The sequence below is a fragment of the Arthrobacter sp. 05T47 genome (genome assembly GCF_056395825.1).
Genome location: NZ_JBFTKG010000047.1, coordinates 1 through 24,325, shown reverse-complemented (window position 1 = coordinate 24,325; position 24,325 = coordinate 1). Strand labels below are relative to the sequence as shown.

24 protein-coding genes are annotated in these 24,325 nt (G+C 68.2%); 6 read left to right on the top strand and 18 right to left on the bottom strand.

The window, feature by feature from the left end; translation table 11 throughout:
• A partial coding sequence (locus AC1DEY_RS20940; RefSeq protein ID WP_476869659.1) for an alpha/beta fold hydrolase occupies positions 1 to 193 on the bottom strand: 193 nt, incomplete at its 3' end.
• A 251-nt stretch (positions 194 to 444) separates the two neighbouring features.
• On the opposite strand from AC1DEY_RS20940, the gene AC1DEY_RS20935 reads away from it, so the two are divergent.
• The 4 genes from AC1DEY_RS20935 to AC1DEY_RS20920 all read left to right on the top strand — a co-directional run bounded on the left by AC1DEY_RS20935 (position 445) and on the right by AC1DEY_RS20920 (position 3,675).
• Complete coding sequence (locus AC1DEY_RS20935; protein ID WP_476869657.1) at positions 445 to 933, top strand: histidine kinase; 489 nt, start codon at positions 445 to 447, stop codon at positions 931 to 933.
• 86 nt (positions 934 to 1,019) lie between these two features.
• Complete coding sequence (locus AC1DEY_RS20930; RefSeq protein ID WP_476869656.1) at positions 1,020 to 1,865, top strand: DUF4097 family beta strand repeat-containing protein; 846 nt, start codon at positions 1,020 to 1,022, stop codon at positions 1,863 to 1,865.
• A gap of 32 nt (positions 1,866 to 1,897) precedes the next feature.
• Positions 1,898 to 2,842 carry an ATP-binding cassette domain-containing protein gene (locus AC1DEY_RS20925; RefSeq protein ID WP_476869655.1) on the top strand — a complete coding sequence of 315 codons (945 nt, stop codon included), beginning with the start codon at positions 1,898 to 1,900 and terminating at the stop codon, positions 2,840 to 2,842.
• The gene (locus AC1DEY_RS20920) at positions 2,839 to 3,675 is read left to right on the top strand and encodes an ABC transporter permease (RefSeq protein WP_476869658.1); all 837 of its coding nucleotides are present in this window, start codon (positions 2,839 to 2,841) and stop codon (positions 3,673 to 3,675) included. The genes AC1DEY_RS20925 and AC1DEY_RS20920 overlap by 4 nt, the downstream gene beginning before the upstream one ends.
• 102 nt (positions 3,676 to 3,777) lie before the next feature.
• On the opposite strand, the gene AC1DEY_RS20915 is transcribed toward AC1DEY_RS20920, so the two are convergent.
• The 16 genes from AC1DEY_RS20915 to AC1DEY_RS20840 all read right to left on the bottom strand — a co-directional run bounded on the left by AC1DEY_RS20915 (position 3,778) and on the right by AC1DEY_RS20840 (position 19,383).
• On the bottom strand, positions 3,778 to 5,100 hold the full coding sequence (locus AC1DEY_RS20915; protein WP_476869654.1) for a nicotinate phosphoribosyltransferase: 1,323 nt from the start codon (positions 5,098 to 5,100) through the stop codon (positions 3,778 to 3,780).
• A 166-nt stretch (positions 5,101 to 5,266) separates the two neighbouring features.
• The gene (locus AC1DEY_RS20910) at positions 5,267 to 5,983 is read right to left on the bottom strand and encodes a DsbA family oxidoreductase (RefSeq protein ID WP_476869653.1); all 717 of its coding nucleotides are present in this window, start codon (positions 5,981 to 5,983) and stop codon (positions 5,267 to 5,269) included.
• Positions 5,984 to 6,071: 88 nt separating this feature from the next.
• Positions 6,072 to 6,608 carry an N-acetyltransferase family protein gene (locus tag AC1DEY_RS20905; protein WP_476869652.1) on the bottom strand — a complete coding sequence of 179 codons (537 nt, stop codon included), beginning with the start codon at positions 6,606 to 6,608 and terminating at the stop codon, positions 6,072 to 6,074.
• A 29-nt stretch (positions 6,609 to 6,637) separates the two neighbouring features.
• Complete coding sequence (locus AC1DEY_RS20900; RefSeq protein WP_476869651.1) at positions 6,638 to 7,120, bottom strand: heme-degrading domain-containing protein; 483 nt, start codon at positions 7,118 to 7,120, stop codon at positions 6,638 to 6,640.
• Positions 7,113 to 8,147, bottom strand: coding sequence for a Gfo/Idh/MocA family protein (locus AC1DEY_RS20895; protein ID WP_476869650.1), 1,035 nt, complete (start codon positions 8,145 to 8,147; stop codon positions 7,113 to 7,115). The genes AC1DEY_RS20900 and AC1DEY_RS20895 overlap by 8 nt, the downstream gene beginning before the upstream one ends.
• Positions 8,140 to 9,042: a TolB family protein gene (locus AC1DEY_RS20890; protein ID WP_476869649.1), complete on the bottom strand. Its 903-nt coding sequence runs from the start codon at positions 9,040 to 9,042 to the stop codon at positions 8,140 to 8,142. The genes AC1DEY_RS20895 and AC1DEY_RS20890 overlap by 8 nt, the downstream gene beginning before the upstream one ends.
• Before the next feature lie 2 nt (positions 9,043 to 9,044).
• Positions 9,045 to 9,908 carry a 3-keto-disaccharide hydrolase gene (locus AC1DEY_RS20885; RefSeq protein ID WP_476869648.1) on the bottom strand — a complete coding sequence of 288 codons (864 nt, stop codon included), beginning with the start codon at positions 9,906 to 9,908 and terminating at the stop codon, positions 9,045 to 9,047.
• Between the two features lie 10 nt (positions 9,909 to 9,918).
• Entirely contained in the window at positions 9,919 to 10,914 is a 996-nt protein-coding gene (locus tag AC1DEY_RS20880) for a sugar phosphate isomerase/epimerase family protein (protein ID WP_476869647.1), read from the bottom strand.
• 1 nt (position 10,915) lies between these two features.
• On the bottom strand, positions 10,916 to 12,133 hold the full coding sequence (locus tag AC1DEY_RS20875; protein WP_476869646.1) for a Gfo/Idh/MocA family protein: 1,218 nt from the start codon (positions 12,131 to 12,133) through the stop codon (positions 10,916 to 10,918).
• Positions 12,134 to 12,142: 9 nt separating this feature from the next.
• Positions 12,143 to 13,261, bottom strand: a complete 1,119-nt coding sequence (locus AC1DEY_RS20870; RefSeq protein WP_476869645.1) for a Gfo/Idh/MocA family protein — start codon at positions 13,259 to 13,261, stop codon at positions 12,143 to 12,145.
• Positions 13,258 to 14,007 (bottom strand): sugar phosphate isomerase/epimerase family protein, encoded by a 750-nt coding sequence (locus AC1DEY_RS20865; RefSeq protein ID WP_476869644.1) that lies wholly within the window; start codon positions 14,005 to 14,007, stop codon positions 13,258 to 13,260. The genes AC1DEY_RS20870 and AC1DEY_RS20865 overlap by 4 nt, the downstream gene beginning before the upstream one ends.
• Positions 14,008 to 14,107: 100 nt before the next feature.
• A complete protein-coding gene (locus AC1DEY_RS20860) occupies positions 14,108 to 15,001 on the bottom strand; it encodes a carbohydrate ABC transporter permease (protein WP_441408011.1) in 894 nt (297 codons plus the stop codon).
• Positions 15,001 to 15,960, bottom strand: a complete 960-nt coding sequence (locus tag AC1DEY_RS20855; protein WP_476869643.1) for a carbohydrate ABC transporter permease — start codon at positions 15,958 to 15,960, stop codon at positions 15,001 to 15,003. Before AC1DEY_RS20855 ends, AC1DEY_RS20860 begins: the two co-directional genes overlap by 1 nt.
• Positions 15,961 to 15,971: 11 nt before the next feature.
• Positions 15,972 to 17,297 carry an ABC transporter substrate-binding protein gene (locus AC1DEY_RS20850; RefSeq protein ID WP_476869642.1) on the bottom strand — a complete coding sequence of 442 codons (1,326 nt, stop codon included), beginning with the start codon at positions 17,295 to 17,297 and terminating at the stop codon, positions 15,972 to 15,974.
• 173 nt (positions 17,298 to 17,470) lie between these two features.
• On the bottom strand, positions 17,471 to 18,280 hold the full coding sequence (locus tag AC1DEY_RS20845) for a hypothetical protein (RefSeq protein WP_476869641.1): 810 nt from the start codon (positions 18,278 to 18,280) through the stop codon (positions 17,471 to 17,473).
• Positions 18,277 to 19,383: a Gfo/Idh/MocA family protein gene (locus AC1DEY_RS20840; protein WP_476869640.1), complete on the bottom strand. Its 1,107-nt coding sequence runs from the start codon at positions 19,381 to 19,383 to the stop codon at positions 18,277 to 18,279. Before AC1DEY_RS20840 ends, AC1DEY_RS20845 begins: the two co-directional genes overlap by 4 nt.
• A 178-nt stretch (positions 19,384 to 19,561) precedes the next feature.
• Here AC1DEY_RS20840 and AC1DEY_RS20835 point away from each other — a divergent pair, with 178 nt between their 5' ends.
• The gene (locus AC1DEY_RS20835; protein ID WP_476869639.1) at positions 19,562 to 20,773 is read left to right on the top strand and encodes an ROK family transcriptional regulator; all 1,212 of its coding nucleotides are present in this window, start codon (positions 19,562 to 19,564) and stop codon (positions 20,771 to 20,773) included.
• Between the two features lie 134 nt (positions 20,774 to 20,907).
• Complete coding sequence (locus tag AC1DEY_RS20830; RefSeq protein ID WP_476869638.1) at positions 20,908 to 22,098, top strand: MFS transporter; 1,191 nt, start codon at positions 20,908 to 20,910, stop codon at positions 22,096 to 22,098.
• Positions 22,099 to 22,452: 354 nt separating this feature from the next.
• Here AC1DEY_RS20830 and aceB read toward each other — a convergent pair whose 3' ends face one another.
• Positions 22,453 to 24,117, bottom strand: a complete 1,665-nt coding sequence (aceB, locus tag AC1DEY_RS20825; RefSeq protein ID WP_476869637.1) for a malate synthase A — start codon at positions 24,115 to 24,117, stop codon at positions 22,453 to 22,455.
• Positions 24,118 to 24,325: the final 208 nt, after the last annotated feature.

Genomic DNA, 24,325 nt, shown 5'->3' with positions numbered 1-24,325 from the left:
GCGACTGGGCAACGAGGACCACGTCGCGGCGCCCGCCGATGGCTTCGAGAACCAGCCGGGCGTACTCAGGGAGCCCCGCGCCTTCATCGTCGCCGGGCAGATCGACCGCCAGGGCTTCGTGGCCGGCCTGCTGAAGCAAAGGAACGACGCGGCTCCAGTACCAGGCTGAGCCGCCCGCTCCCGGTACCAGCACGAACGCGCTCACTGAAGTACCAGCCAAACGCCGAGCCAAACGCCGACGGCGGGACCCAGGTCCCGGACTAGCATGCGGCGGCCATTGGACCGATTTCGTTTCAACGCCGATCTCATCTCCCCATTCTTACCCCGTCCGCAGGGACACGGCACCCCTGCAAGCGACCCTCACCGCAGCGGGGACGCACATCCCGCAACGAGTGACACCACAAATGCTTGACGTGACACCACTCTGGTGTCACCATGGTGTTCATGGAACTCGGACAGTACGTCATCGACCTTCAACGCCAGCTAGTGGATGCCGCGGAGAACGGCACGGAGGACACCCGCGCCGTYGCCGAGCGGCTCGTCGGCGGACTCGWTGCCGCGGCGCGGCTGGTGCTGCTGGACGTTCTGTCGGCCGCCGCGGGCGAGATTACGCGAGACCTCGCACCCGGATCGGTTGACATTCGGCTGCGCGGACGCGAGGTCGAGTTYGTAGTTACCCAGCCAAACACCGAAGCTGACAACGATGAGCGGCCCGCTGCGACTGTCGACCTCGACGACGTGAGCACCTCGCGCACCACGCTCCGCCTGCCGGACGCGCTCAAGGCGCGGGTGGACGAAGCGGCAGCGGCCGACGGCATGTCCGTCAACACCTGGCTGGTCCGTGCGATCGCAGCCGCAATCCAGCCCAAGCAACGACGATCCGCGCAGCGCACRCTGCGCACCGGTGACAACTTCGCCGGCTGGGCCCGCTAACCCGCCCAGCCCACCACACTCACCACCCACCAACCACGCGAACCCGCGGGGTAGTACGAACACGCGCAGAGAAAGGTAACKTCAGCATGCCCACTTACAACACCACCGCCCCAATCGACCTGGCCATCAACCTGCAGGTCGGCGGGATCGAAGTCTTCGCCAGTGACCGCGCCGACACGGTCGTGACCGTATCGSCGACCAACCCTGAGAAGRCGGTCGACCGCCGAGGCGCGGAGGAGACCACGGTCGACTTCGACGGCCAGCGGCTCACCATTGTGGGCCCRCGGCCCCGCCTCAGCTGGTTCGGCCCCACCGAGTCGGTCGACGTGAAAGTCGAACTGCCGGCGGGGTCGCGGCTCACTGCCGAGATCGCCGTCGGCGGCGTGCGCACGGTGGGACGCCTCGGCGCAACCCGCATCAAGAGCTCCATGGGCCGTGTRGATGTCGACACYACCGGCGACCTGTGGCTGCGYGCCTCGCACGGCAACGCGACCCTCGGTACCGCCGAGGGYGGGATCGAGATCACGGCCGACCACGGTCAGATMCGGGTCGGCACCGTCACCGGAGACGCGATCCTMAAGGCCTCGCATGGCACCATCATGGTCGGCCAGTCCGGCGGCGACCTCGACGCCAAGCTCTCSTACGGCGAYCTTGAAATCACGAAGGCGCTCGCCTCCGTTGCGGCGAAGACCGCGTACGGCAGCATCCAGCTGGAAGAGGTCTCAAGCGGTTCCATCCAGGTCGAGAGCGGCTTCGGCCAGGTCACCATCGGCGTGCGGCCCGGCGTCCCCGCCTGGCTMGACCTGTCCTCGAAAGAGGGGCACGTGCGCAACGAGCTCGCTGGCGACAGCGCTCCCGACGCGTCCGTGCAGACGGTCGAAGTGCGTGCGCGCACCCAGCACGGCAACATCCACATCCAGCGCGCCCGGTGACCCCGGGCATCCAACGGAAGGGAACGAATCACATGAACACCCCAGCAATCGAAGTCCATGGACTGCGGAAGTCCTACGGCGGAAAGACCGTACTCGACGACGTCGACCTCACCGTCAACGCGGGCACCGTCACAGCGCTGCTCGGCCCGAACGGCGCAGGCAAAACCACCACCGTGCACATCCTGTCCACGCTCGTGCGGCCCGATGGCGGCACGGCGTTCGTCAACGGGCACGACGTCGTTCACAACCACGACGGCGTGCGYGCCGCGATCGGCCTCACCGGCCAGTTCTCCGCAGTGGACAAGCTCCTCACCGGCGAGGAAAACCTGCTGCTGATGGCACGCCTGCGCCACCTCGGGGCGAAACGCTCCAAGGCCCGGGTGGCAGAGCTGCTCGAGCAGTTCGACCTCGTCGAGGCTGCGCGCAAGCCCCTCGCCACCTACTCCGGCGGAATGCAGCGCCGCCTCGACCTCGCGATGACCCTCGTCGCCACACCGAGCGTGATCTTCCTCGACGAGCCCACCACGGGCCTGGACCCGCGCAGCCGCCACACCATGTGGGACATTGTSCGCAGCCTTGTCGCGGACGGCACCACCGTCCTGCTSACCACCCAGTACCTCGACGAAGCGGACGAACTCGCGGACCGCATCGCCGTGCTCGACGGCGGCCGGATCGTCGCCGAGGGGACGCCCGACGAACTTAAGCGCCTGGTGCCCGGCGGGCACATCCGGCTCCGGTTCGCGGACGCCGCGGCGCTCGAGACCGCCTCGCGGCTCCTCGARGGGTCTGCYCGCGACGACGCCGGGCTYGCGCTCGCCGTACCGAGCGACGGCGGGGTGGGCACGCTGCGCACCGTGCTGGACCGCCTCGATGCGGCCGACGTCGACGTCGATGACCTCAGCATCCACACCCCGGACCTCGATGACGTGTTCTTCGCGCTCACCGGCCGGATCGACACGAAGGGAACCGAGTCATGACCACCATCACCGCCCAGCGCCAGGCCGCCCCCGGCACCCGCCGGCAGTCGCACGTYGTCGCCGACTCTGCGACCATGCTGCACCGCAACCTGCTGCACATGGTGCGCTACCCCGGCCTGTCCGTGTTCACCATCATGGGGCCGGTGGTGCTCCTGCTGTTCTTCGTCTTCGTGTTCGGCGGCACGCTCGGGGCCGGACTGCCCGGTGCCGATCCGGCCGGCGGGCGGGACGCGTACGTCGCCTACATCATGCCSGGCATCCTGCTGTTGACCATCGCRGGCAGCGCCGGCGGCACCGCGACGACGGTCGCGATGGACATGACCGAGGGCATCACGGCGCGGTTCCGCACCATGGCCATCTCGCGGGCCGCGGTGCTCGCCGGGCACGTGCTTGGCAACACCATCCAGGCGATCATCGCCGTCGCGCTGGTGCTCGGCGTCGGCTTGCTGATCGGCTTCCGCCCGACGGCGGGACCGATCGAGTGGCTCGCCGCCGCCGGCCTGCTCGTGCTCATCGCGTACGCGATCAGCTGGCTCGGGGTCGCCATGGGCATGCAGGCGAAGTCGGTGGAGACAGCCAGCAACTGGCCCCTCCTGCTGACCTTCCTGCCCTTCCTCGGCAGCGGCTTCGTGCCCACCGAGTCGATGCCGGAGTGGCTGCAGTGGTTCGCGCAGTACCAGCCGTTCACGCCGTTCGTCGAGACCATCCGCGGGCTGCTGCTCGGCACCCCGCTCGGCTGGAGCCCGGTGCTCGCGATCGGATGGTGCGTCGTGATCGCGGTCGSCGGCTACGCCTGGTCRACGGCGATCTACGAGCGGAAGTCKGTGCGCTRAGCCCAGGTSCCACGAGATACAGGTCCCACCCGATAACACCAGGCCCCACCCGATAACAGCGGGCGGTCGCGAGTCATCGCGGCCGCCCGTTGTGTTGTGGCCTTACTCGTAGATGGTGGGGATGGCCGGCTCGCCCGGTTGCAGCCGGTCCACTATCCGGGGCAGCTCGGCCATGGACGCCGTGTGCCGCTCCCGGGCCCGGTCCACGGCGGCCGGCCCGGTCCAGCCGGGCAGGATTTCACCGTCCTTCATGAACTGCTGCAGGAGGGGGCGCCCCGTCCGTCCGTCGGCCGGGGGGTGGCCCACGCCGAGGACCTCGTGGGTGGCGACGCCGCTGTCATCCAGGCGGCGCACCGCGAACTTGCGGCCGCCCATGTTGATCTTGTCCGGGGACGTCTTCGCCACGGCCACGAGCTCACCGGAGTCATCGGCGCGGCCCACCAGTTTGTACACCATGCCGGCCGTCGGCGCCCCGGACCCGGTGACCAGCGAGGTGCCGATGCCGTAGGAATCGGCCGGCGCGGCCCGGAGCGCGGCGACGGAGAATTCGTCCAGGTCCGAGGTGACCACAATCTTGGTGTGCACATTGCCCAGACTGTCCAGGAGTTCGCGGACCCACCGCGCCTGGGCCACGAGGTCTCCGGAGTCCAGCCGGACGGCCCCGAGGCCATTTCCGGCGAGGCCGACGGCGGTACGGACCGCCGCCTCGACGTCGTACGTGTCCACGAGCAGCGTGGTTCCGGGCCCCAGTGAGGCCAGCTGAGCCGCGAAGGCGTCCCGCTCGGAGTCATGGAGCAGCGTGAAGGAGTGGGCCGCGGTGCCCACCGTCCGGAGGCCGTAACGCCGCCCGGCGGCCAGGTTGGACGTGCCGGCGAAGCCGGCGATCACGGCCGCGCGGGCCGCGGCGGCGGCCGCTTCCTCGTGCGTACGGCGGGAGCCCATCTCCAGGCAGGGCCTGCCGCCGGCGGCACTGGTCATCCGGGATGCGGCCGACGCGACGGCGCTGTCATGGTTCAGCACCGACAGGACGTAGGTCTCCAGGACGCAGGCCTCCGCGAAGGTCGATTCGACGATCAGGACGGGGGAGTGCGGGAAATAGGCCTCACCCTCCGGATATCCCCAGATGTCGCCGGAGAACCGGAAGGCGGCCAGCTGCTCCAGCGTGGCATCCTGGACCACGCCGGTGCTGGCGATGAAATCGASGTCGTCCTGGTCGAAGCGGAAATCCGTGATTCCCTCCAGGAGCCGGCCGGTGCCGGCAACGATCCCGTACCGGCGCCCGGCCGGCAGCCCGCGGGCAAAGGCCTGGAACACGGACCGGCGGTGTGCCGTCCCGGAGTGCAGAGCCGCCTGGAACATMGTCAGCTCATAGTGGTCGGTAAACAGGGAGGTCCGGCGTCCGCCCGGGCCGGCCGATGTGTCCATGATTCACTCTAGGCCGGGGACCGCCGTGAGGGCCGCGAGTTCGCCGGAAAGCTGCGGGGTCGCCGGAAACTTCCGGCGTACTCGCACGCTTCCGGCGAGTTCGACGGCGGCGGCGGGGAGAGCGCGGGGTTCAGACGGCGGCTAGAGGGCCGGGTTCAGGCTGGGCTCAGACGGGGCAGCCGTCGGGGCCGCACTCGCCGGCCGCCTCCGCGGCCGCGTCCTCGGCAGCACCCACCATGACCAGCGGGTGGCTGTCCTGCCAGGCCTGCTCCAGGGCCGCGGTGAACGTYTCCGCRGGCTGGGCGCCGGAGAGGCCGAACTTCCGGTCGATCACGAAGAACGGGACGCCGCTGATGCCCAGGGCGCGGGCCTCGGCGATGTCGTGCCGGACGGCGTCRGCGTAGGTGTCCGTGCTGAACAGTTCCGCCAGCTCGCCGGCGTCGAGCCCGAGATCCAGGCCGAGGGCGGTCAGGTARTCCTGGCTGCCGATGTCCTTGCCGTGTTCGAAGTGGTCGCTGAGCAGGCGTTCCTTCGCGGCGTCCTGCTGGCCGTGGGCGGCGGCGAGGTGGATCAGCCGGTGGGCCGTGAAGCTGTTGGCCACCACGACGGCGTCGAACCGGTAGTTCAGCCCCTCRCCYTTGGCCTGGGCCGCSACGTGCTCGAACATCTGCGAGACCTGCGCCGGTGCCATKCCCTTGCGCGYGCTCAGGTAGTCCAGYTCKGTGCCGTCGTAGTGATCGGGGAGCGTGGGGTCCAGCTGGTAGCTGCGCCACTGCACSTCCACCGAATCGCGGTGCGGGAAGGCCGCGAGGGCRGTTTCGAAACGGCGTTTGCCGATGTAGCACCAGGGGCAGGCGACRTCGGACCAGATCTCAATCTTCATGTSGGCGATAACTCCGGCGGCACAGGGTCCATTCCCCGGCGGGCGTGTCGGCTTCGTCACGGCCTCTCRCAGACTCCAAGGCCCGCGCTCACGGCGCGACCCGGCGCTCCATCACGAAGTCGTGCTCCACGGTGGTGCCCAGCTGGAAGGACTTGGTGCCGACCTTGCGGAAGCCGGACTTCTCRTAGAACCGGATGGCCCGGGTGTTCTGGCTGTTCACGCCGAGCCAGAGTCCGCGGGCCCCGGCCTCCGCGGCCGAGCCGATGCTGGCGTGCATCAGTTCGGCCGCGGCGCCSAGYCCGTGGTGGTCCGGGTGGACGTAGCACTTGCTGAGCTCGGTGCACGGCAGYTCGCTCAGGACCGCGGCCACATCCGGGTCCCGGGTGGGGCGGGCCACCAGCAGGCTGTAGCCGCGGAGGTCGCCGTCGGCGTCGAWCACCAGCACCGTTACGTCGGGATCGGCCAGGTAGGCCCGGAAGTGGSTCTCGCTGAGGGTGTTGGCCATGTGCGCRGCGATGTCCTCSGGCCGGGATTCGGGCGGGCACGCCAGCGGGAAGGTGATGGCCGCGAGGGCGGCCAGCCTGCCGGCGTCGTCCGCGGTTGCTGTCCTGATCTGGTGCGTCATGGCTAAAACCCTAGTCCGTGCCCACRSMCCTARACGSTGACTGTCGTGAGGTAGTSCCTGATGGCCTCGATCACGAGCCGGTGGTCGTCGTCGGAGGACAGCCCGGATGCCGTCACGGCGGCGACGACGCCCGTGCCCCGGACGCGGATGGGGAACGAGCCCCCRGCCAGCGTGTAGTCCTCGGGSGCGAGCCACCCGCCCTGCGTGGGGTCGAAGTCCTTGAACGCGAACTCCTCGGCGAGCAGGGCCGTGCTGCGTTCAAAACGCAGGGTGCTCGCCGCCTTGCGGCGGATCCATTCCTCCTGGTCGGCGGTGGCTCCGGGCAGGACACAGCGGAAGAGGACCAGGTTGTGGCGCCGGATGTCGATAGCCACGGGATGGGCCGCGGCCACGGCCCGGGAGGCGATGAGTGAGCCGAGGCGCCAGGCGTCGTTGTGGTCGAAGCCGGGGAAGACGAGTTCTTCCTCGTGCTGCTGCAGTTCGGCGAGCCGGGATGTGGCCGTGTCAGTCACGGGCGCTCCGCCCCGTTGCGGCGTCGGCGTTGTAGCTGAGGCCGATCTGGCGGCGGATCTCGTCCATTGCTGCCATGATGGCCACTGATTCGCGGGGCGGAAGGATGGTGCCGGCGGTTACGCCTTCGCTGACCAGTCCTTCCAGTTCGGCGGCCTGGTACTGCATGCCGCGGCTGGTGACAGGCTGCTCATAGCGTTCAACAACGCTGCCATCCACGGCATGAACGGTGAAGGGCGTGGGGTTGTACCAAGTGGATTCGATATCGATCCACCCTTCGGTCCCGATGACCATGGCCCGGTTGGMGCTGGCGGCGTCCAGTYCGCAGTCCACAATGGCCTGCTGACCGCCAACATATTCAAAGATGGCTGCAGTCTGCCGGTCTACCCCGGTAGCGGTCATGGACGCACTGGCGCGAATGGTCTCCGGGGTGCCCAGGATGTCGAACGCAAAGGAGACCGGGTAGATGCCGAGGTCCAGCAGCGCTCCGCCGCCCAGCRCAGGATCGTTCAGCCGGTGGGCAGGGTCCTTGGGCAGGCTCTGGTTGTGGCTGGCGACCACCTTCCGGACCTCGCCGATAGTGCCTTCCGCGATGATTTCGCGGATGCGGATCATGTGCGGGAGGAATCGCGACCACATGGCTTCCAGCGCCACGAGCCCCTTGGATTCCGCCAAGTCAACAATGTCCTGGGCTTCGCGGGCGTTCATGGTGAACGACTTCTCCACCAGCACATGCTTGCCGGCATTCAAGGCCAACAAGGCATTGGCGTGATGGAACGGGTGCGGCGTGGCGATGTARACCACGTCAACCAGCGGGTCGGCCACCAAGTCCTCGTAGCTGCCGTGCGCGGTTGCCACRCCGTACTCTTCAGCGAACGCCTTGCTCGAATCCAGGGTCCGGGAGCCGACGGCCTGGACGGTGAAGCCGTTCTCGTTCAGGTCCTGTGYTTGCAGCCCCGCGATGAATCCGGTGCCGAGGATTCCCCAGCGGATGCGGCCGTCAGAGGTGCCGGTGGGTTGATTAGTCACGTGCTTGGTCCTTTGGTGTGTCGGTGTTGGCGAGAGGGTAGGCGACGTACGCGAAGCGCGCGGAATCCGGCGACCAGCTGTTGACGTTCATTGTCCCCTGCCCGCCGAACAGCGGCCAGGTRTGGACGGGGGCGGTCCAGYCGCCGGTGGAGATCAGCACGACSTCGACCGGCAGGTCCGCGGGGTGGCCCTCCGTGCCGGCGGGGAAGCGGACGTAGCTGGCCAGCTGYCCGTCAGGAGAGWGATGGGGGAACCAGTCGACGGTTTCGCTCTCAAGRAGGCGYYCGAAWCCGCTTCCGTCWASCTGCACGCGGGCAAGCTGGGCGTGGCCGGGGAGCGAGCTGAAGGACTCCGTGTTCAGGTAGAGCCACTTTCCGTCGGGCGAGTATTCCGGCCCGTCGCAATGGCCGGGGCCGACATCGACGCCGGCGGTAGCGCCGCCGTCGGACGGWATGGTCCTGAGGCGGCCCGGCTGCGTAAAGTCGCCGGCCTCGATGCCGACGTAKGCCAGCTCGGATCCATCCGGGCTGACGCCGTGCAGGAAGTGGAAGGAGCCGTCGTCGTCGGTKATCCGCTCCGCCGCACCCCCACTCAAAGCKGCCCGGTAGATGTGGCCGTCGTTCGCCGAGAGGAAGATGCCGGTGCCGTCGGGCGCCAGGACATGGTCGTTGTTGAGGTCGGGGATGCCGGTCAGCGGGACCTGGCTGATGCTCCGGCCGGGCAACTCAAACCGCCACAGCTTCCCGTCCCCGTTGAGGATGAGGGCCGARCCGTCAAGGGTCCAGTTGGGCGCTTCGAGGAGGATCTCGTCSGTGCTGTAGACAAGTTCGGATTCGCCTGTGACGGACGCTATCCAGATCTCGCAGCGCTGGCCGGGCTGAAGGGTACGCAGCATGGTCAGAGCTCCTTGATCCGGATGTTCCGCCAGCGGCACTGCGCGCCCTTGCCCCAGCGGGCCTCGCCGAACATGGAGTCGTTGTCGTGGACTTCGAGGGCGATGTGYCCGCGCTCTCCGAGAACTCCCAGGACATCSGCCGGGTTGTAGTTCGGCGAGTCCAGCGTAGCGGTGTCCAGTTCGGCGATCTTGAGGCCGTTGACCCAGGTGGTGATGACCGGCAGGGCGCCGACGCAGCGGATGCGCAGTTCGTTCCAGCCGTCCCAGCGCCAGACGTTGAGGAAGTCCTCGACGTCGGCCGCGTGGCTCAGCCGGGCACGCTTTTCTTCCGTGACRGGCTCCACCGACGTGGCCGGGTTGTCCGCAATCAARCCCGTGGGCCGCCCGTCRGCGTCCATGGCCACGTTGACGGCGAAGGGGACGGCGGAGAAGCTCGCCAGCCCGTTGCCGAAGAACCCGCCGATACCGCCGGAGGGACGGTGGTCCACCAAGACCTGGAAGCCTTCCCAGGTATCTGGCCGACGCCGGATCATCACGCCGGTGTCTGCSGGCCAGTCGGGGCGCATTTCSAGCACGAGTTCCAAGTCGCCGAATGCCTGCTCGCTCACCAGGTAGCCGCCGTAGCCGCTGCCCGGGGAGTCCTGCTCGCCGACCAGGACGCCGTCTTCGACGAACCAGCGGGCCGGGTGCTTCTCGGGTTCCACGGGCGGGGTCAGACCCAGGGCGGCGAAGCGGTCCGAGAGGGCCGGACCGCCCGGATACTCGGTGCCATAGACGCGGGGTACCGATCGCCAGCCAGCCAGGCTGGTGCCGTCGAACAGCGGGACAAAGCCGTCGCCGCCGTCGGGCGTTTCRATGCCTGACATGAACTGRTCCCTACTGCTTGAAGGCGGCGTCGAAGGAGGTGYTCGAGGCMGGGAAGTCGAACTTCTTGAGCGCGGCGAGGGCYTCGGGGGCGCCGTGGAGCCGGTCCATGCCGGCGTCCTCCCACTCGATGGWGATGGGGCCGTCGTAGCCGATCGCGGTCAGGGCGCGGAAGGACGATTCCCAGGGCACGTCCCCGCGGCCGGCGGAGACGAAGTCCCAGCCGCGGCGCGGGTCGCCCCAGGGCAGGTGCGAGCCCAKGACGGTGTTSCGGCCGGTGGGMCGGAGCTTGGTGTCCTTGCAGTCCACGTGGTAGATCCGGTCCTTGAAGTCCCAGATGAAGGAGACGGGGTCGATGCCCTGCCACATGAAGTGGGACGGGTCCCAGTTCAGGCCGAACGCCTCSCGGTGCCCGATCGCCTCGAGGGTCCGGACGGTGGTCCAGTAGTCGTAGGCRATCTCGGAGGGGTGGACCTCGTGGGCGAAGCGGACCCCGCATTCGTCAAAGACGTCCAGGATGGGGTTCCAGCGGTCGGCGAAGTCCTGGTAGCCGGCCTCGATGACCTTCTCCGGGACGGGCGGGAACATCGCGACGTACTGCCAGATGGAGGAGCCGGTGAACCCGACCACGGTGTCCACGCCSAGRGCCTTGGCGAGCCKGGCGGTGTGTTTCATTTCCTCGGCGGCGCGCTGGCGGACGCCYTCGGGGTCCCCGTCGCCCCASACCTTGGCCCCGACGATCGCYTCGTGCCGGAAGTCGATCGGGTCRTCGCASACGGCCTGGCCCTTGAGGTGGTTGGAGATGGCCCAGACCTTGAGGTTGTACTTYTCMAGCACGGCGAGCTTGGACTCGACGTAGCCGGGYTCGTCCCAGCGCCAGGCGTCCAGGTGGTCGCCGGAGACGGCGATCTCCAGGCCGTCGTAACCCCAGCCGGAGGCCAACTTGGCGACTTCCTCGAAGGGCAGGTCGGCCCACTGGCCGGTGAACAGGGTGTAGGGGCGGGGCATGTCAGGCTCTTTCGGCAGGGGTCTGGATGGCAGGGGTCTGGGGGGCAGGGATGGACGGGGTGAGCTGGATGAGCGAGCTCTTGGCCGCGGCGCTCTCTTCGACGGCGGCCAGGATCCGCTGGACGKTCAGGCCGTCCTCGAACGACGGCGAGGGCTGGGTTCCGTTGCCCACCGCCAGGAGGAARTCGCGGATCTCGTGCGTGAACGTGTGTTCCCAGCCGATCACGTGGCCYTGCGGCCACCACGCRTCAACGTAGGGGTGCTCGGGTTCGTTGACCAGGATCCKGCGGAAGCCCTGCTCGCGGACCGGCAGCGTGGCGTCGAGGAARCCGAGCTCGTTCAGGTCCTCCAGATCGAAYAGCAGGGCTCCCTTGTCRCCGTAGATCTCCAGCTTGAGCGAGTTCTTCTGCCCGGTGGCCACCCGGGAGACCTCCACCGAGGCGATGGCCCCGGAGGCGAGGCTCAGCGTGGCCCAGGCGGCGTCGTCGACCGTCACGTCCTCCAGCCCGGCAGCGCCGGGGCGCTGCGAGGTGAAAGTGTGGAGTCGGCCGGAGACCTCGGTGACCTGGTCACCGAGGAGGAACAGCACCTGGTCGATCGCGTGGGAGGCGATGTCGCCCAGCGCCCCGGACCCGGCGGTTTCCTTGTTCAGCCGCCAGGTCATGGGCGAGTCCGGGTCCACGAGCCAGTCCTGCAGGTACGCGGCACGGACGTGCCGGACCGTGCCGAGGCGGCCTTCGGAGATCAGTTCCCGGGCCAGCGCCAGGGCCGGGACCCGGCGGTAGTTGAAGCCGATCATGGACTGCACACCCCGGCTCCTTGCGGCACAGGCCGCGTCCGCCATGGCTTCGGCCTCGGCGAGGGTGTTGGCCAGCGGCTTTTCGACCAGGACGTGCTTGCCGGCGGCGAGGGCGGCGATGGCGATCTCTGCGTGCATCCAGCCCGGCGCGCAGATATCGATGATGTGGATGTCATCGCGGGCGATCACCGCGCGCCAGTYCGTGGCGGACTCGGCCCAGCCGTACTTGGCTGCGGCCTCGGCCACCCCGTCGGGGTCGCGTCCGACCAGCACGCGCTGTTCGAAGGCCGGGACGTCGAAGTAGCTGGCAACGTTGCGCCAGGCATTCGAGTGGGCCTTGCCCATGAACGCGTACCCGATCATGGCCACACCCAACGGGGGCTGGCCGGGCTGGCCGGGGGTGGTTTCGTGGGGGTTCATTGCGGGTTCCTAGAGTGTGGAGGCGGTCGGGTCCCAGTCCTCGGGGAGGGCTGCGGAGGCGGGYGCGGAGCTTTCGACGTCCACGAAGGTTCCCGATTCCACGGACTCCGAGATCGAGACCATGGTGTCCAGGACGTGGTACGCGAGGTTGCCGGTGGCGCGGTGCGGGACGCCGGCGCGGATGGAGCGTGCCATGTCCAGTACGCCCATGCCGCGGCCCTGGCTGGGGCCGGTGGCCGGGATGATGGTCCAGTCCTCGTCTCCGGCSCGCCAGAGCTTGATRTCCCCGTCGAAGTAGTTCGGGTCCGGCAGCGAGAGGGTGGCCTCGGTGCCGGTGATCTCCACGAAGCCCATCCGCAGCCGCGGYGACTCGAACGAGAAGACGCTGTGGGAGGACGCGCCGGACTCGAAYTGGGCCATGGCGGAGACGTGGGTGGGGACCTCGACSGTGAATTCCTCGCCGGCCTTGGGSCCGGARCCGATGACCCGGACCTCYTTGGCYTTGGACCCGACGGCGGCGACCTTGCGGAYGGAGCCGAAGGTCTGCACCAGGGCGGTGAGGTAGTASGGGCCCATGTCGAACAGGGGSCCGGCGCCGTACTGGAACAGGAAYGCCGGGTTCGGGTGCCAGGATTCCGGCCCGGGGGTCTGGAACGTGGTCATGGCGGTCAGCGGGGTGCCGATGTCGCCGCGCTCGATCAGCCGCCGCGCGGTCTGCAGCCCGGCGCCCAGGAACGTGTCCGGGGCGCAGCCGAGCCGCAGCCCGGCGGCGTCGGCCGCTTTCAGCAGGCCCAGGCCGGATTCGCGGTCCAGCGAGAACGGCTTTTCCGTCCAGACGTGCTTGCCGGCGTTGACGGCGGCCGTGGCGACCTCCACGTGGGCCGCGGGGATGGTCAGGTTCACGATGATCTCGACGTCGGGGTGGTTCAGGGCGGCGTCCACGCCGCCCCATTCGGCAATGCCGTATTCCTTGGCCCTCGCCTCGGCGGCGTCTTCGAAGAGGTCGGCGATGACGTGGACCTTGAGGTCGGGGAAGACCGTCAGGTTGTCCAGGTACTGCTTGCTGATGTTGCCGGCGCCGATGACGGCGATGCCCACCGGGCCCTTCTTCGTGGAAGAGGTGCTCATGCCCGTGCTCCTTCGCTTGCTCCGGCGTTCAGGTAGTCCAGGCTCTGGGTGATGCCGTCGAAGATGTCGCCGGAGTAGTCGTCAAATTCCACGACGCCGACTTCGAGGGACTGCGCGGCGTTGATGACATCCCAGACGGCGATCTTGCCCTGGCCGGCCGGCTGCTGAGCCTTGGTGTCCGTGGAGACGGGGCCGTCCTTGATGTGGATGAACTTGACGCGGTCACCGAGGCGCTTCAGCAGCGCCACCGGGTCCTGGCCSCCGACGGCGGACCAGTAGGTGTCCACTTCCAGGACCAGYTCGGGGTCMAGGAGTCCTTCGAAGTATTCCAGGGCGGTCTGGCCCTCGATGCTGGACTCCAGTTCCCAGGCATGGTTGTGGTAGCCGACGCGGATGCCGTATTCGGCGCCCTTCTTGGCGGCGGCGTTGAGCTTKGCGGCRGTGGCCTGGATGTCCTCGGCGGACTGCCAGTGCTCGGCCGGGAGGTASGGATCGATGACCGTGSWGATGCCCAGCTCCTTGGCGGCGGCGAAGATCTCGTCCTGGTCCTGGCTCAGCAGCGGGGCGTGGCCGGACGGGGCRGTCAGGCCGTTTTCCTTCAGCGCCGCGCCGAGCACGGCGGCCGTCGCCACGAAGTTGTAGGGCTCAACCTGGGTRAAACCGAGCTCGGCCACTTTCTTGATGGTGCCGGGCAGGTCTTCGGCGATGGCGTTGCGGAGSGTGTACAGCTGCAGTGAATAAGACACGGGAWTCCTTTRCTGGGAGTCTGTTTCGGAAGTCTGGGGCCGGCCTTGGCGGCCGGCGTCGGGGTGAATCGTCGGGGTGAATGAGGAGTCGGTGTGGGGCCTAGCGGCCGGCGAGGGAGCCGCCGATGCCGCCGACGCTGAAGTATTTGTTCAGGGTGGCGAAGACGATGATGGGCGGGAGCATCATGATCACGGCCAGGGCCATGACCCCGGACCAGTCGGTCTGGTTCTGCTGGAAGAAGGACTGGACGCCCATGGGCAGGGTGAAGATTTCGTTGGAGCGCAGGAACACGATGGCCACGAGGTAGTCATTCCAGGCAAGCAGGAAGGCGAAGATCGCGGTGGAGAGCACGCCCGGGAGGGAGTTGCGAAGCACTACCTTGGTGAAGCTGCCAAAGACGGAGCAGCCGTCGATCCAGGAGGCCTCCTCGAGGCTGATCGGGATGGAATCGAAGTAGGCGGCCATCATCCAGGTGGCAACGGTCATGGTGGAACCGACGTAGATGATGGTCAGGCCCATCAGGTTGTCCACCAGGCCCATGCCGGCGAACAAAATGAACAGCGGCACCACCGAGGTGATGATGGGCAGGGACTGCATGACGAACARGAGCAGGGAATAGCCGGAGACTGCTTTGGACCGGCCGCGGGAGAGGACATAGCCGGCCGGGGCGGCGACGGCCACCGATACCACCACGGTGGARAGGGTGGTGATGAGGCTGTTCTGCAGCCAGGTCGCGGCGAGGGTCTTGGAGAACACGTTGCTGATGTTCTCAAACGTCAGSCCGGTGGCGGTGCTGTTCGGKCCGGGCGTGAATGCGAGGAGGACGGTCACCATGATCGGGACGAGCATGATCGCGGTGATGGCCAGGATGGCGGTGAACCGCCACCAGCGGCCGCGCAGGCCTGCCTCGGAGAGAGTGCGGCGGGGCTTGCCGGTGTCGGCGACGCCGAGGGCGGGGCCGGACTCGGGGTGGGCGTGGAGGACTGCGCTCATTATTCGACGCTCGACTTTCGGATCTGGCGGTACAGGATGACCGAGACCACTACCAGGGTGATGGTCATGAGGAAGGCGATCGCGACGCCGGGTCCGGTCTGGAAGTCCTGGAAGACGGTCCGGTAGGCCAGGACCACCAGGGAGGTGGTRGCGTCCACGGGTCCGCCGCCGGTGAGCAGGTAGATGGTGGGGAAGTCGTTGACGCAGAAGATCGTCATGAGGATCCARCTGATGTAGGTGGACCGGGCGATCAGCGGMAGGGTGATCTGGCTGAACTGCTGCCAGCGGGTGGCGCCGTCCATGCTGGCGGCCTCGTACACGGTGGAGTCCACGGAGGCCAGGGCTGCCGAGGTCATCATCATCATGAAGGGGAAGCTGACCCAGACCTTGAAGACCATGACCGTGATCGCGGCGAGGGTCGGGTCCGCGAGGAAAAGCGGGGTGCCCAGTCCGAGGTTCCGGAAGATGCTCGGGACGAGGCTGTCCGGGGTGCCCACCAGCCAGTTCCAGGCGGTGGAGGAGACCACGATCGGCACCACCCACGGGAGCAGCAGSAGGACCTTGAAGGTGCCGCCGGCGGGGATTTTGGTGCGCAGCAGCAGGGCCAGGCCAAGGCCCAGGAGCCAGGAGCCGAAGACGCCCACGATCGTGAAGAGCAGCGTGAAGCGSGCGGCCTTCCAGAAGGCCTCGGAGGCCAGGACSGTGGCGAAGTTTTCCAGTCCGACGAACTGGCCGGTCTCCAGGAGGGAGCCGTCGTGCGTGGCCTGGATGCCGGCGTAGATGAGGGGGTAGCCGTGGATCAGGATCAGCAGGACGACCGAGGGCAGCAGCAGCCAGAAGAARGTCTTGCGGGTCTGCGAACTGAGCTTGCTCTTGCGGTTGACGGGCTTCCCCGGCCCGCCGGGGGCAACGCCCCGGCGGGCCCGGCTCAGGCCGGTTTGGGCTGTGGTCAATGCCATTGGAGCGCCGCTTACTTCTTCAGCACGGATTGCAGCCCGGACTGGAAGGTCTGCAGTGCMGACTTCGCGTCGGTCTTGCCCGTGAGGATGGTCTGCGTGAACTGGTTGAGGGCCTGGCCGCCGTCGAGGACGGCAAGGTTGGCGTTGAGCGTCGTGCCCTGGGCGGCGAACGTCTTCGCGATSGGCACGTACTCCTTGACGATCTTGACGTTGTTGGGATCGGACGTGAACTCGGGAAGCTCGGTGATGGACTTGAACACCGGGAGCGCGTTCATGAGCTTCTGCTGCCAGAGCGTCTTGAGCTGGCCCAGGTAGGCCACCAGGAAGGCCTCGGACGACGCCTGGGAGGGGGTGTTGGTGTACATCATGATGTTGTTCGGGAARATCAGGGCGGCCTTGTCCCCGTGCGGGCCGGCAATGGGGCTGGCGACCACAAGGTCGCCGGAGGTGTCGCCAACACGCTCGGGAACTCCCAGCGTCAACATGCCGTACGCGGCCTTCTTGTTCTTCCACTGGGCGTTSAGGTTGTCCGAGGTGTAACTGACCGCGGCGGGGTCGATGATGCCGTTCGAGACCAGTTCCAGCAGGAATTCGACGGCCTCGACGTTGCGGTCGTTCATGACATCGAGCTCACCGGAGGGGGTGAACACGCCGCCGCCGTTGTTGAGCATCATCATGATCATCAGGTGGTTGCCGATGTTGTTGCCGGCGCCGGAGCCCGTGGCAAAGCCGACGGCGCCCATGCTCTTGAACTTCTTGCCGGCCTCAAGCAGGGACGCCCAGTCGGTGGGAACCGCGACGCCGGCCTGGTCGAACAGCGACTTGCGGTACCAGAGCGGACGGATGTCGAGCTGCCACGGAACCGCAACATAGCCCTTGTCCGCCTTGAATGGCTCCAGGACGCCCGGCAGGAAGTCATCGAACTGGCCGTTCTTCTTCAGTTCCTCCACCACCTTGTCCGCGTAGGCGATCTGGCCCTGCTGCTCGAACTGGAACGCCTGGAAGCCGCCGCCGGTGGACACCGCCGGTCCGGTCTTGGAGGCGATGGCCGAGGAGAACGTCTGGTAGAAGTTCGCCCACTGGATGGTCTGGTAGCTGGCCTTGAGGTTGCCCGAGGCCGGTGCGTAGCCCTCTGCGATCTTCTTAGCGGCGTCGTTGTAGGCCGGCGTGGCCCACGGCATGTCCCAGAACTTGATGACGCCGCTGCCGCCCCCGGACTGGGATGCGGAGCCGCCGCCGCACGCTGCGAGGAGGGGGGCGCTGGCCGCGGCTGCGGCAAAGCCCAGGAATCCCCGGCGGGAGAAAGCGGTGGAGGTAACAGAGGACTTGATCGTCACGATGATTTCCTTTCGTGWCCGGTCCGCGACGTCGCGGGCCGGTCTTCTCGACAGTGAGTTGATGCGGAAGGTGTTGCTGGCGGTGCAGTTAGTGCCGATGTGCAGTGAKTGAAGTAGTGCAGTTGTTGAAGWKGTGCAGTKGTTGAASTAGTGCAGTGGTGAAGTAGTKCGGGTTAGTCGTGGAGCTGMCCGACGAGTGCGGTCAGGGCGGCAAACTGGTCCAGATCGGCGTCSGGGGCGCCGGAGTCGACGGCGGCGCGGAGCCGCCTCCAGCTGTGGCGGTGGGCCGATTCGTAGATGGTGGGGAAGGTGGCGGCCCCGTCRGAGGTGACCGAGCGGACCTCCGCCGGCCAGCCCGCTGAGGCGTCGGGCAGGGTGATGTCCGCCCGTCCGGTGGAGGTCAGGATGGAAACGGCGGCCGTCGCCGGGACCGAGGAAGTGGTGATCCCCTGCAGGGCTGCCGGTGCGCCGCCGGGGAGGCTGCCGATCACGGTGTAACCGTTGGCGTTGCGCTGGATGACGCGCAGGCCGGCCAGTTCGACGCCGCAGGCCAGGACTGCCGCYAGGTGCCGGGTGAGCAGGAGCTCCGGGTCGGTCCCCGGGGCGCCCCACGCYACGGAGTCCAGCAGCACGGCGTCGKCCAGGGCATCGGCGATGGCGGTCCGGACCGCGGCCCGGGACTGGGCGAGGGCGGGGTTTCCSGCCCASACCTGGTCAAGGACAACGGTGGTGCCCGCCTCGGCTGCAGCMGCGGCCAGTGCSGCGGTGTCTTCGGCCACGGGATCAACGACGACGACGCCGCGGACGCCGCTGCGGATTGCTGCGGTGGCGCTGGTGGTCCAGCCGGGGACGCCGGCGACCGCGACGACGTCGGGCCGGCCGTCCGCCGGGGCGAAGGAAACAGGCAGGGAAGCGACGACGGCGCYGACGGTACCGGCTTGTTCGGCGTCGGGGCCGGCCTGGACGAGAAGCGGGGTTGTCATGAGCGGGCCTCCTCGAAAGCGGCGTCGCCGGCATCGACGCGGGCGGCGGCGGCGTCGGCGATCGCGAGGGCGAATTCCAGGTCGTGGATCAGCGTCTCCGGGTCCGGGGCCGTTCCGGTGCCGCGGGCGATGTCGGCGAGTTTGCGCCATTCTCCCTCGTAACCGTTGTGGCCGAACGGGCCGAGGACAGTGGTGCCSGCAGCGGTCCGGATCCGGGCCGTTGCCGAGCCTGCGTGGACGTAGGACGGTGTGAAATCGATGGACAGCGACGCGTCATCGCCGATGGCCTCGAAGGTCCAGGACGGCTCCCAGGTGCCGTTCATGGCGGCGCGCAGTTCAATGACCACGTTTCCCGCCCGGAGGGAGATGACGTAGCCGAACGGCAGGACGGTTTGGGCGTGCAGCACCTCGACGGACGCGAACTCCGGGACAAACCGGCGGACCAGCGGGAGGTCGTGGATGGCCAGGCCCATGACGCCGCCGATCAGTTTGGCCTTCTCGGCGGCAATGTCAGCGGCGTGATCGTCGGCGGGTGCGCCAGYGCTCGCCGACGGCGGGGGAGTGCGGCCCACGATCTCGGTYGCGAAGTCCTCGAASCGGGGRTTGGGCGGCAGGACGATSGAGGACCGGAYGGTGTGGACCTGKTCCGGCAGGCCGCCCCAGGCGGYCTCCGCGGCCAGCCAGCCCGGGTCGAAGGTGTGCATGGCGCCGACGATGATCGGCACACCGGTTTCGGCGGACACGGCGGCGATGGCTGCGGCTTCCTCGCCGTTCATGGCGAAAGGCTTTTCGCACAGGATGGCTTTCTTYCCGGCCCGGCAGGCAGCGATCACCTGGACGGCGTGGAACTGGTGGGGGCTGCAGATCGCGACGATCTCGACCCCGGGATCGGCCAGCAGTTCGTCCATGCTGGTGCTGAAGCGCGCCCCGACCCTTGCGGCGACGGATTCCGCTACCGCCGGGTCGACGTCCATGATGTGCCGGACTTCCAGGATGTCCCGAAGTCGGGCGAGGGACGGCAGGTGGATCGCCTGCGTTACGGGCCCGGCTCCCAGGATCCCCACCCCCAGCGGCGCCAGTGCCGCTTTTTCTTGGCTAGACAACTTCCACACCCTTCGTAGTCCCTGCAGTGACCGGTGGAGGCCGGACTGCCCGGCCCGGTGATCCGGCTCACACCCAAAGCTAGAGATACTTTTGACGAGCGTCAAGCAAAAGTTGCAAACTTCGTTCCAAACTTTCTGTGGCGTGACATGCAGAAGGCCTTCGTGCTATCACTTACTCATGAGTTCGACGACCGGTACCGAGTCCGCAGCCCTAGAGGCCGGCGGCAGTCTGTCCCGCGCCGGCGACCTCTTCCAACTCCTGCGCGACGGCAGGGCACGGACCCGCGCGGAACTTGCGCTGACCACCGGGCTGGCACGCTCCACCGTCGCATCCCGCATCGACGCGCTGATGGTTTCAGGCCTCGTGGGRCCCGCCGGGGAGGCGAGCTCCAGCGGCGGCAGGCCGCCGTCGCGCTTTGCCTTCAATCCCGCCGCCCGGGTMGTCCTGGCGGTCGACGTCGGGGCCACGCACGTGATCATCGCCGTCACGGATCTCGGCGGGACGGTCCTCGCGGAGCGCCGGCTGGCGCAGGACGTCGCGGACGGCCCGGTKGTTGTCCTGGACCGTGTGATCGAGGAAGGGCTGCGGCTGCTTGGTGAGGCCGGCCGGAGCACCGCRGAGCTGGCCGGCGCMGGGATCGGACTCCCGGGYCCCGTGGAGCACGCCACCGGCATGCCGGTGAAGCCGCCGATCATGCCCGGCTGGGACGGGTTCGACGTCGTTCGCCATGTCCAGCGGTCCCTTCCGGTTCCGGTACTGGTGGACAACGACGTGAACATCATGGCGCTCGGCGAACGCACKGCGCACTGGCCCGGGGACGAGAACCTCCTGTTCATCAAGGTYGCCACCGGCATCGGCGCSGGCATCATCAGCAGCGGCGAGCTCCAGCGCGGGGCCAACGGAACSGCCGGCGACCTCGGCCACGTCCGGGTTCCGCGCGGCGATGACGTGCTGTGCCGSTGCGGMAACTACGGGTGCCTCGAAGCCCTGGCGTCCGGRCCCGCCGTCGCCAAGGCGCTGACGCAGCAGGGCCTGCCGGCGCACGACGGCGGCGAYGTGYTGCGCCTCGTCGCGGAGGGRAACCTGCAGGCCATCCAGGCGCTGCGGCAGGCCGGCAGGGACCTCGGCGACGTMCTCKCCACMGTGGTGAACCTGCTGAACCCCTCGGTGATTGTGATCGGCGGAAGCCTCGGCCAGGCCGGGGAACACCTGATGGCCGGRGTCCGCGAGGTGGTCTACCGGCGCTCGCTGCCCCTGGCCACGACKCATCTGCGGATCGGCCTGTCCCGGGCCGGGGACAAGGCCGCCATCCTCGGCGCCAGCCAGATGGTCACCCAGCACGTGCTCTCACCCGCCGTCATCGAGGCGACCCTGCAGGCCACGGGCTAGGGGTGTCCCGGGAAGCGTCACTTTCGGCACATGCGGCGGGCGCGTCACATTCGGCYGGCGCGGCGGACGCCCGTGATAGCAATGAGACTGATGAAATCATATTTCTGCCTGCCGGCCGGRGAACGGCCCACTCCATGAGCGASGTGGGCCGGGCACCGCGCGGCTGGCTCCTCATGCTCGCGATCGGGCTCATCGCCCTGAACATGCGCGGACCCCTGGTGGCCGTGGCCCCGGTGGTCGCCCAACTCGAGGCCGATCTCGGCTTCACCCCGGTGGAACTGGGATTCCTGACCGGGATCCCCGTCCTGTGCTTTGCCCTGGCCGCGCCGCTGGCCTCGCTGGCCGGGCGCAGGCTGGGCCCCGAGTTCGCCATCACCCTGACSCTGCTCGGCGTGCTYTTSGGCGTCGTGGTCCGCTCGGCCGGCGGCGGCGCCCTGGTCATGCTGGGCACCGTKATCCTCGGCGTSGCCATCACSATCGGCAACATCGTGGTCCCGCTGATCATCCGGCGGGACTTCACCCCSGCCCGGCAGGGCGCGGCGATGGGYACRTACACCGCGGCGCTGAAYATCGGCTCGTTCCTGACCTCCATGGTGTCGGCGCCGCTGGCYGAGCTGCTGGGCTGGCGGCCCGCGATCGCCGCGAGCGGYCTCTTCGCRKTGTCGGCMMTSGCSGTCTGGRTGATCGCCGTSGGCGGCCGGCGGGCCTTCACTCCKGCTGCCGTCCCCRCGGSGGACCCGGGGCGKCCGGCCGGCAAGCTCACGTCCCGGTGGATCACGGCAGCYYTGACCTTYGGGTTCGCCGGGCAGGCCTTCTCCTACTACGGGGTGACCGCCTGGCTGCCGASCCTGCTGGCGGACGAGCTCGGCATGGCGCCCGCGGCCGCCGGGGCAGGGTCCTCGCTCTTCCAGATCCTGGCCATTGTSGGCGGRCTGGGCGTSCCGCTCGCGGCCCGKTTCGCCAGCACGACGGCGATAGGGCTCGCGCTGGGGCTGCTGTGGCTCACCGTCCCGCTGGGCCTGCTGCTGGCACCGGAACTGTGGTGGCTCTGGTGTTCCTTCGGAGGTGTGGCCCAGGGCGGCGGCATCACGCTGATCTTCCTCGCCATCATCCGGCTGGCCCGGGACCAGGCCTCGGCGGCCCGGATGTCCGCSATCGTCCAGGGGACGGGGTACTCCTTCGGCGCGGTGGCGCCGACCCTCCTGGGCTACGTGCACGGGGTATCCGGGGCCTGGACGGGCCCGCTGCTGATGATCCTGTGCTCCGTGGCCGCGTTCATCCTGGGCACCGCGCTGTCCCTGCGCAAGGTCCCGAAGCCGCACTAGATCTCTTGCCGCACTAGATCTCGCCGCACTAGATCTCACCGCCCGGGCCTGCCGCGCCGAGACTAAAGATGTCGAAACCACAGATAAGGCCCATGTTCGCGAGGAACATGGGCCTTATCTGYCATATCAAAATCTGGCATCYCGACGCCGTTGTCGAGTGCACGGGATCTTCCGTTGCTGGGCTGCCACCCGGATCTCGGGGTGCCTGTTGCGAAGGGCATGGCAGCCCAGCTAACGGAAATCGTTGCGGACCCGGTYGYCCGGGGCCATTGGGTCGAACACCCGAGTCCTGCGCCCGGGTCCTGGGCGAGGGGCCTACGCGAGGGTCCTACGCCGGGGTCCGGGGCGAGGGTCCTACGCCGGGATGAGGGCGGCCGCCGCGCGGACGGGATCGGCGCCGTCGCGCGCTTCATGCAGGAACCGGTCGTAGGCCGGGAGCGTCAGGAAMGCCGGGAACTCGGTGSYGAGGGTGACTTCCTCGAAGATGTCCCGCGCGTCGGCGAARCGGTCCCCTTCGAAGCGTTCCAGCCTGGCGAATTCCTCGTCCAGCATGTCCTCCACCCACTCGCGGGTGATCACATCGCCTTGGTCCGTGATGGCCCGGGAGAAGATCCACTGCCACAGCTGGGAGCGGGAGATCTCCGCGGTGGCGGCGTCCTCCATCAGGTTGTGGATGGCCACCGCGCCGTTGCCGCGCAGCCACGACTCGATGTAGCGGATCCCTACTTCGATGTTGTTCCGGATGCCCTGTTCGGTGATGGTTCCGGTGGTCGTGGAGATGTCCAGGAGGGCGCGGTCRTCCGGGGTGACGTCTTCGCGGAGGCGTTCGAGCTGGTTCGGGCGGTCGCCGAGGACGCCGTCGAACACYTCGCGGCAGACSGGCACCAGGTCCGGGTGCGCCACCCAGGAGCCGTCGAAGCCGTCGCCGGCCTCACGGGTCTTGTCGGCRCGGACCTTCTCGAAGGCGATCGCGTTGGCGTCCTGGTCCTTGCGGTTGGGGACRGCCGCSGCCATGCCGCCGATCGCCATGGCGCCGCGCTTRTGGCAGGCCCGGACGAGYTGTTCGGTGTAGGCCCGCATRAACGGCTGGGTCATGGTGACCTGGCCGCGGTCCGGCAGCACGAAGCGGGGGCCCCGGGTGCGGAAGTTCTTGATCAGGGAGAAGATGTAGTCCCAGCGGCCGGCGTTCAGGCCCGCGGCGTGGTCCCGSAGTTCGTASAGGATTTCCTCCATCTCGAACGCCGCGGTGATGGTCTCRATCAGCACSGTGGCGCGGATGGTGCCCTGCGGGATGCCCAGCAGGTCCTGGGCSAGGATGAAGATGTCGTTCCAYAGCCGGGCCTCGAGGTGGCTCTCGATCTTCGGCAGGTAGAAGTAGGGCCCCTTGCCCTGGGCGATCAGGCGGCGGGCGTTGTGGAAGAAGTACAGGCCGAAGTCCACAATGCCGCCGGCAATCGGGGTGCCGTCRATGAGCATGTGCTTTTCCGGCARGTGCCAGCCGCGGGGMCGGACCACGATGGTGGGCAGYTCCCCGGCRGGCCGCAGCTTGTAYTCCTTGCCCTCGGGCGAGGTGAAGTCGATCCGGCGTTCCAGCGCGTCCGTGAGGTTSAGCTGGCCCTGGATSACGTTGCGCCAGGACGGGGTGGAGGAGTCTTCCATGTCCGCGAGCCAGACCTTGGCGCCGGAGTTCAGCGCGTTGATGGTCATCTTCTTGTCCACCGGCCCGGTGATTTCCACCCGGCGGTCCTCCAGGCCTGGGGCCGGGGGAGCGACGCGCCAGTTCGGATCGTTGCGGACGGACTCGGTCTCACGCAGGAACCGCGGATCCTGGCCTTTGGAGATCTGGTGGCGGCGTTCCTGGCGTGCCTGCAGCAGCTCCTGCCGGCGCCCCGCGGTGGCCCGGTGCAGCTTGGCAACAAAGGCCAAGGCGTCTGGAGTAAGAACCTCGCTCTGCCGGCAAATCGGCTGCGCGGTCAGCGTGATCCCGTTGATGGTGAAGTTGTCAGTGAAGCTGTTCATGGGAGTTGCTCCTTGAAAGTCCGCTGTTGCCCTATCACTTTTGGTCCCCAAAGGCGGCCGATGAGGACCAAAAGTGATAGAGCAACTGGCGGGAAGAGTGTGGGGCCACGGCCGCCGGGTTCCCTCGCGAGCTTGCGAGCGGAGGGGGCGGCTGGGGATTAGTGGAACTGGCCTTCTTCGGTGGATCCCACCAGGGCCAGGGTGGATG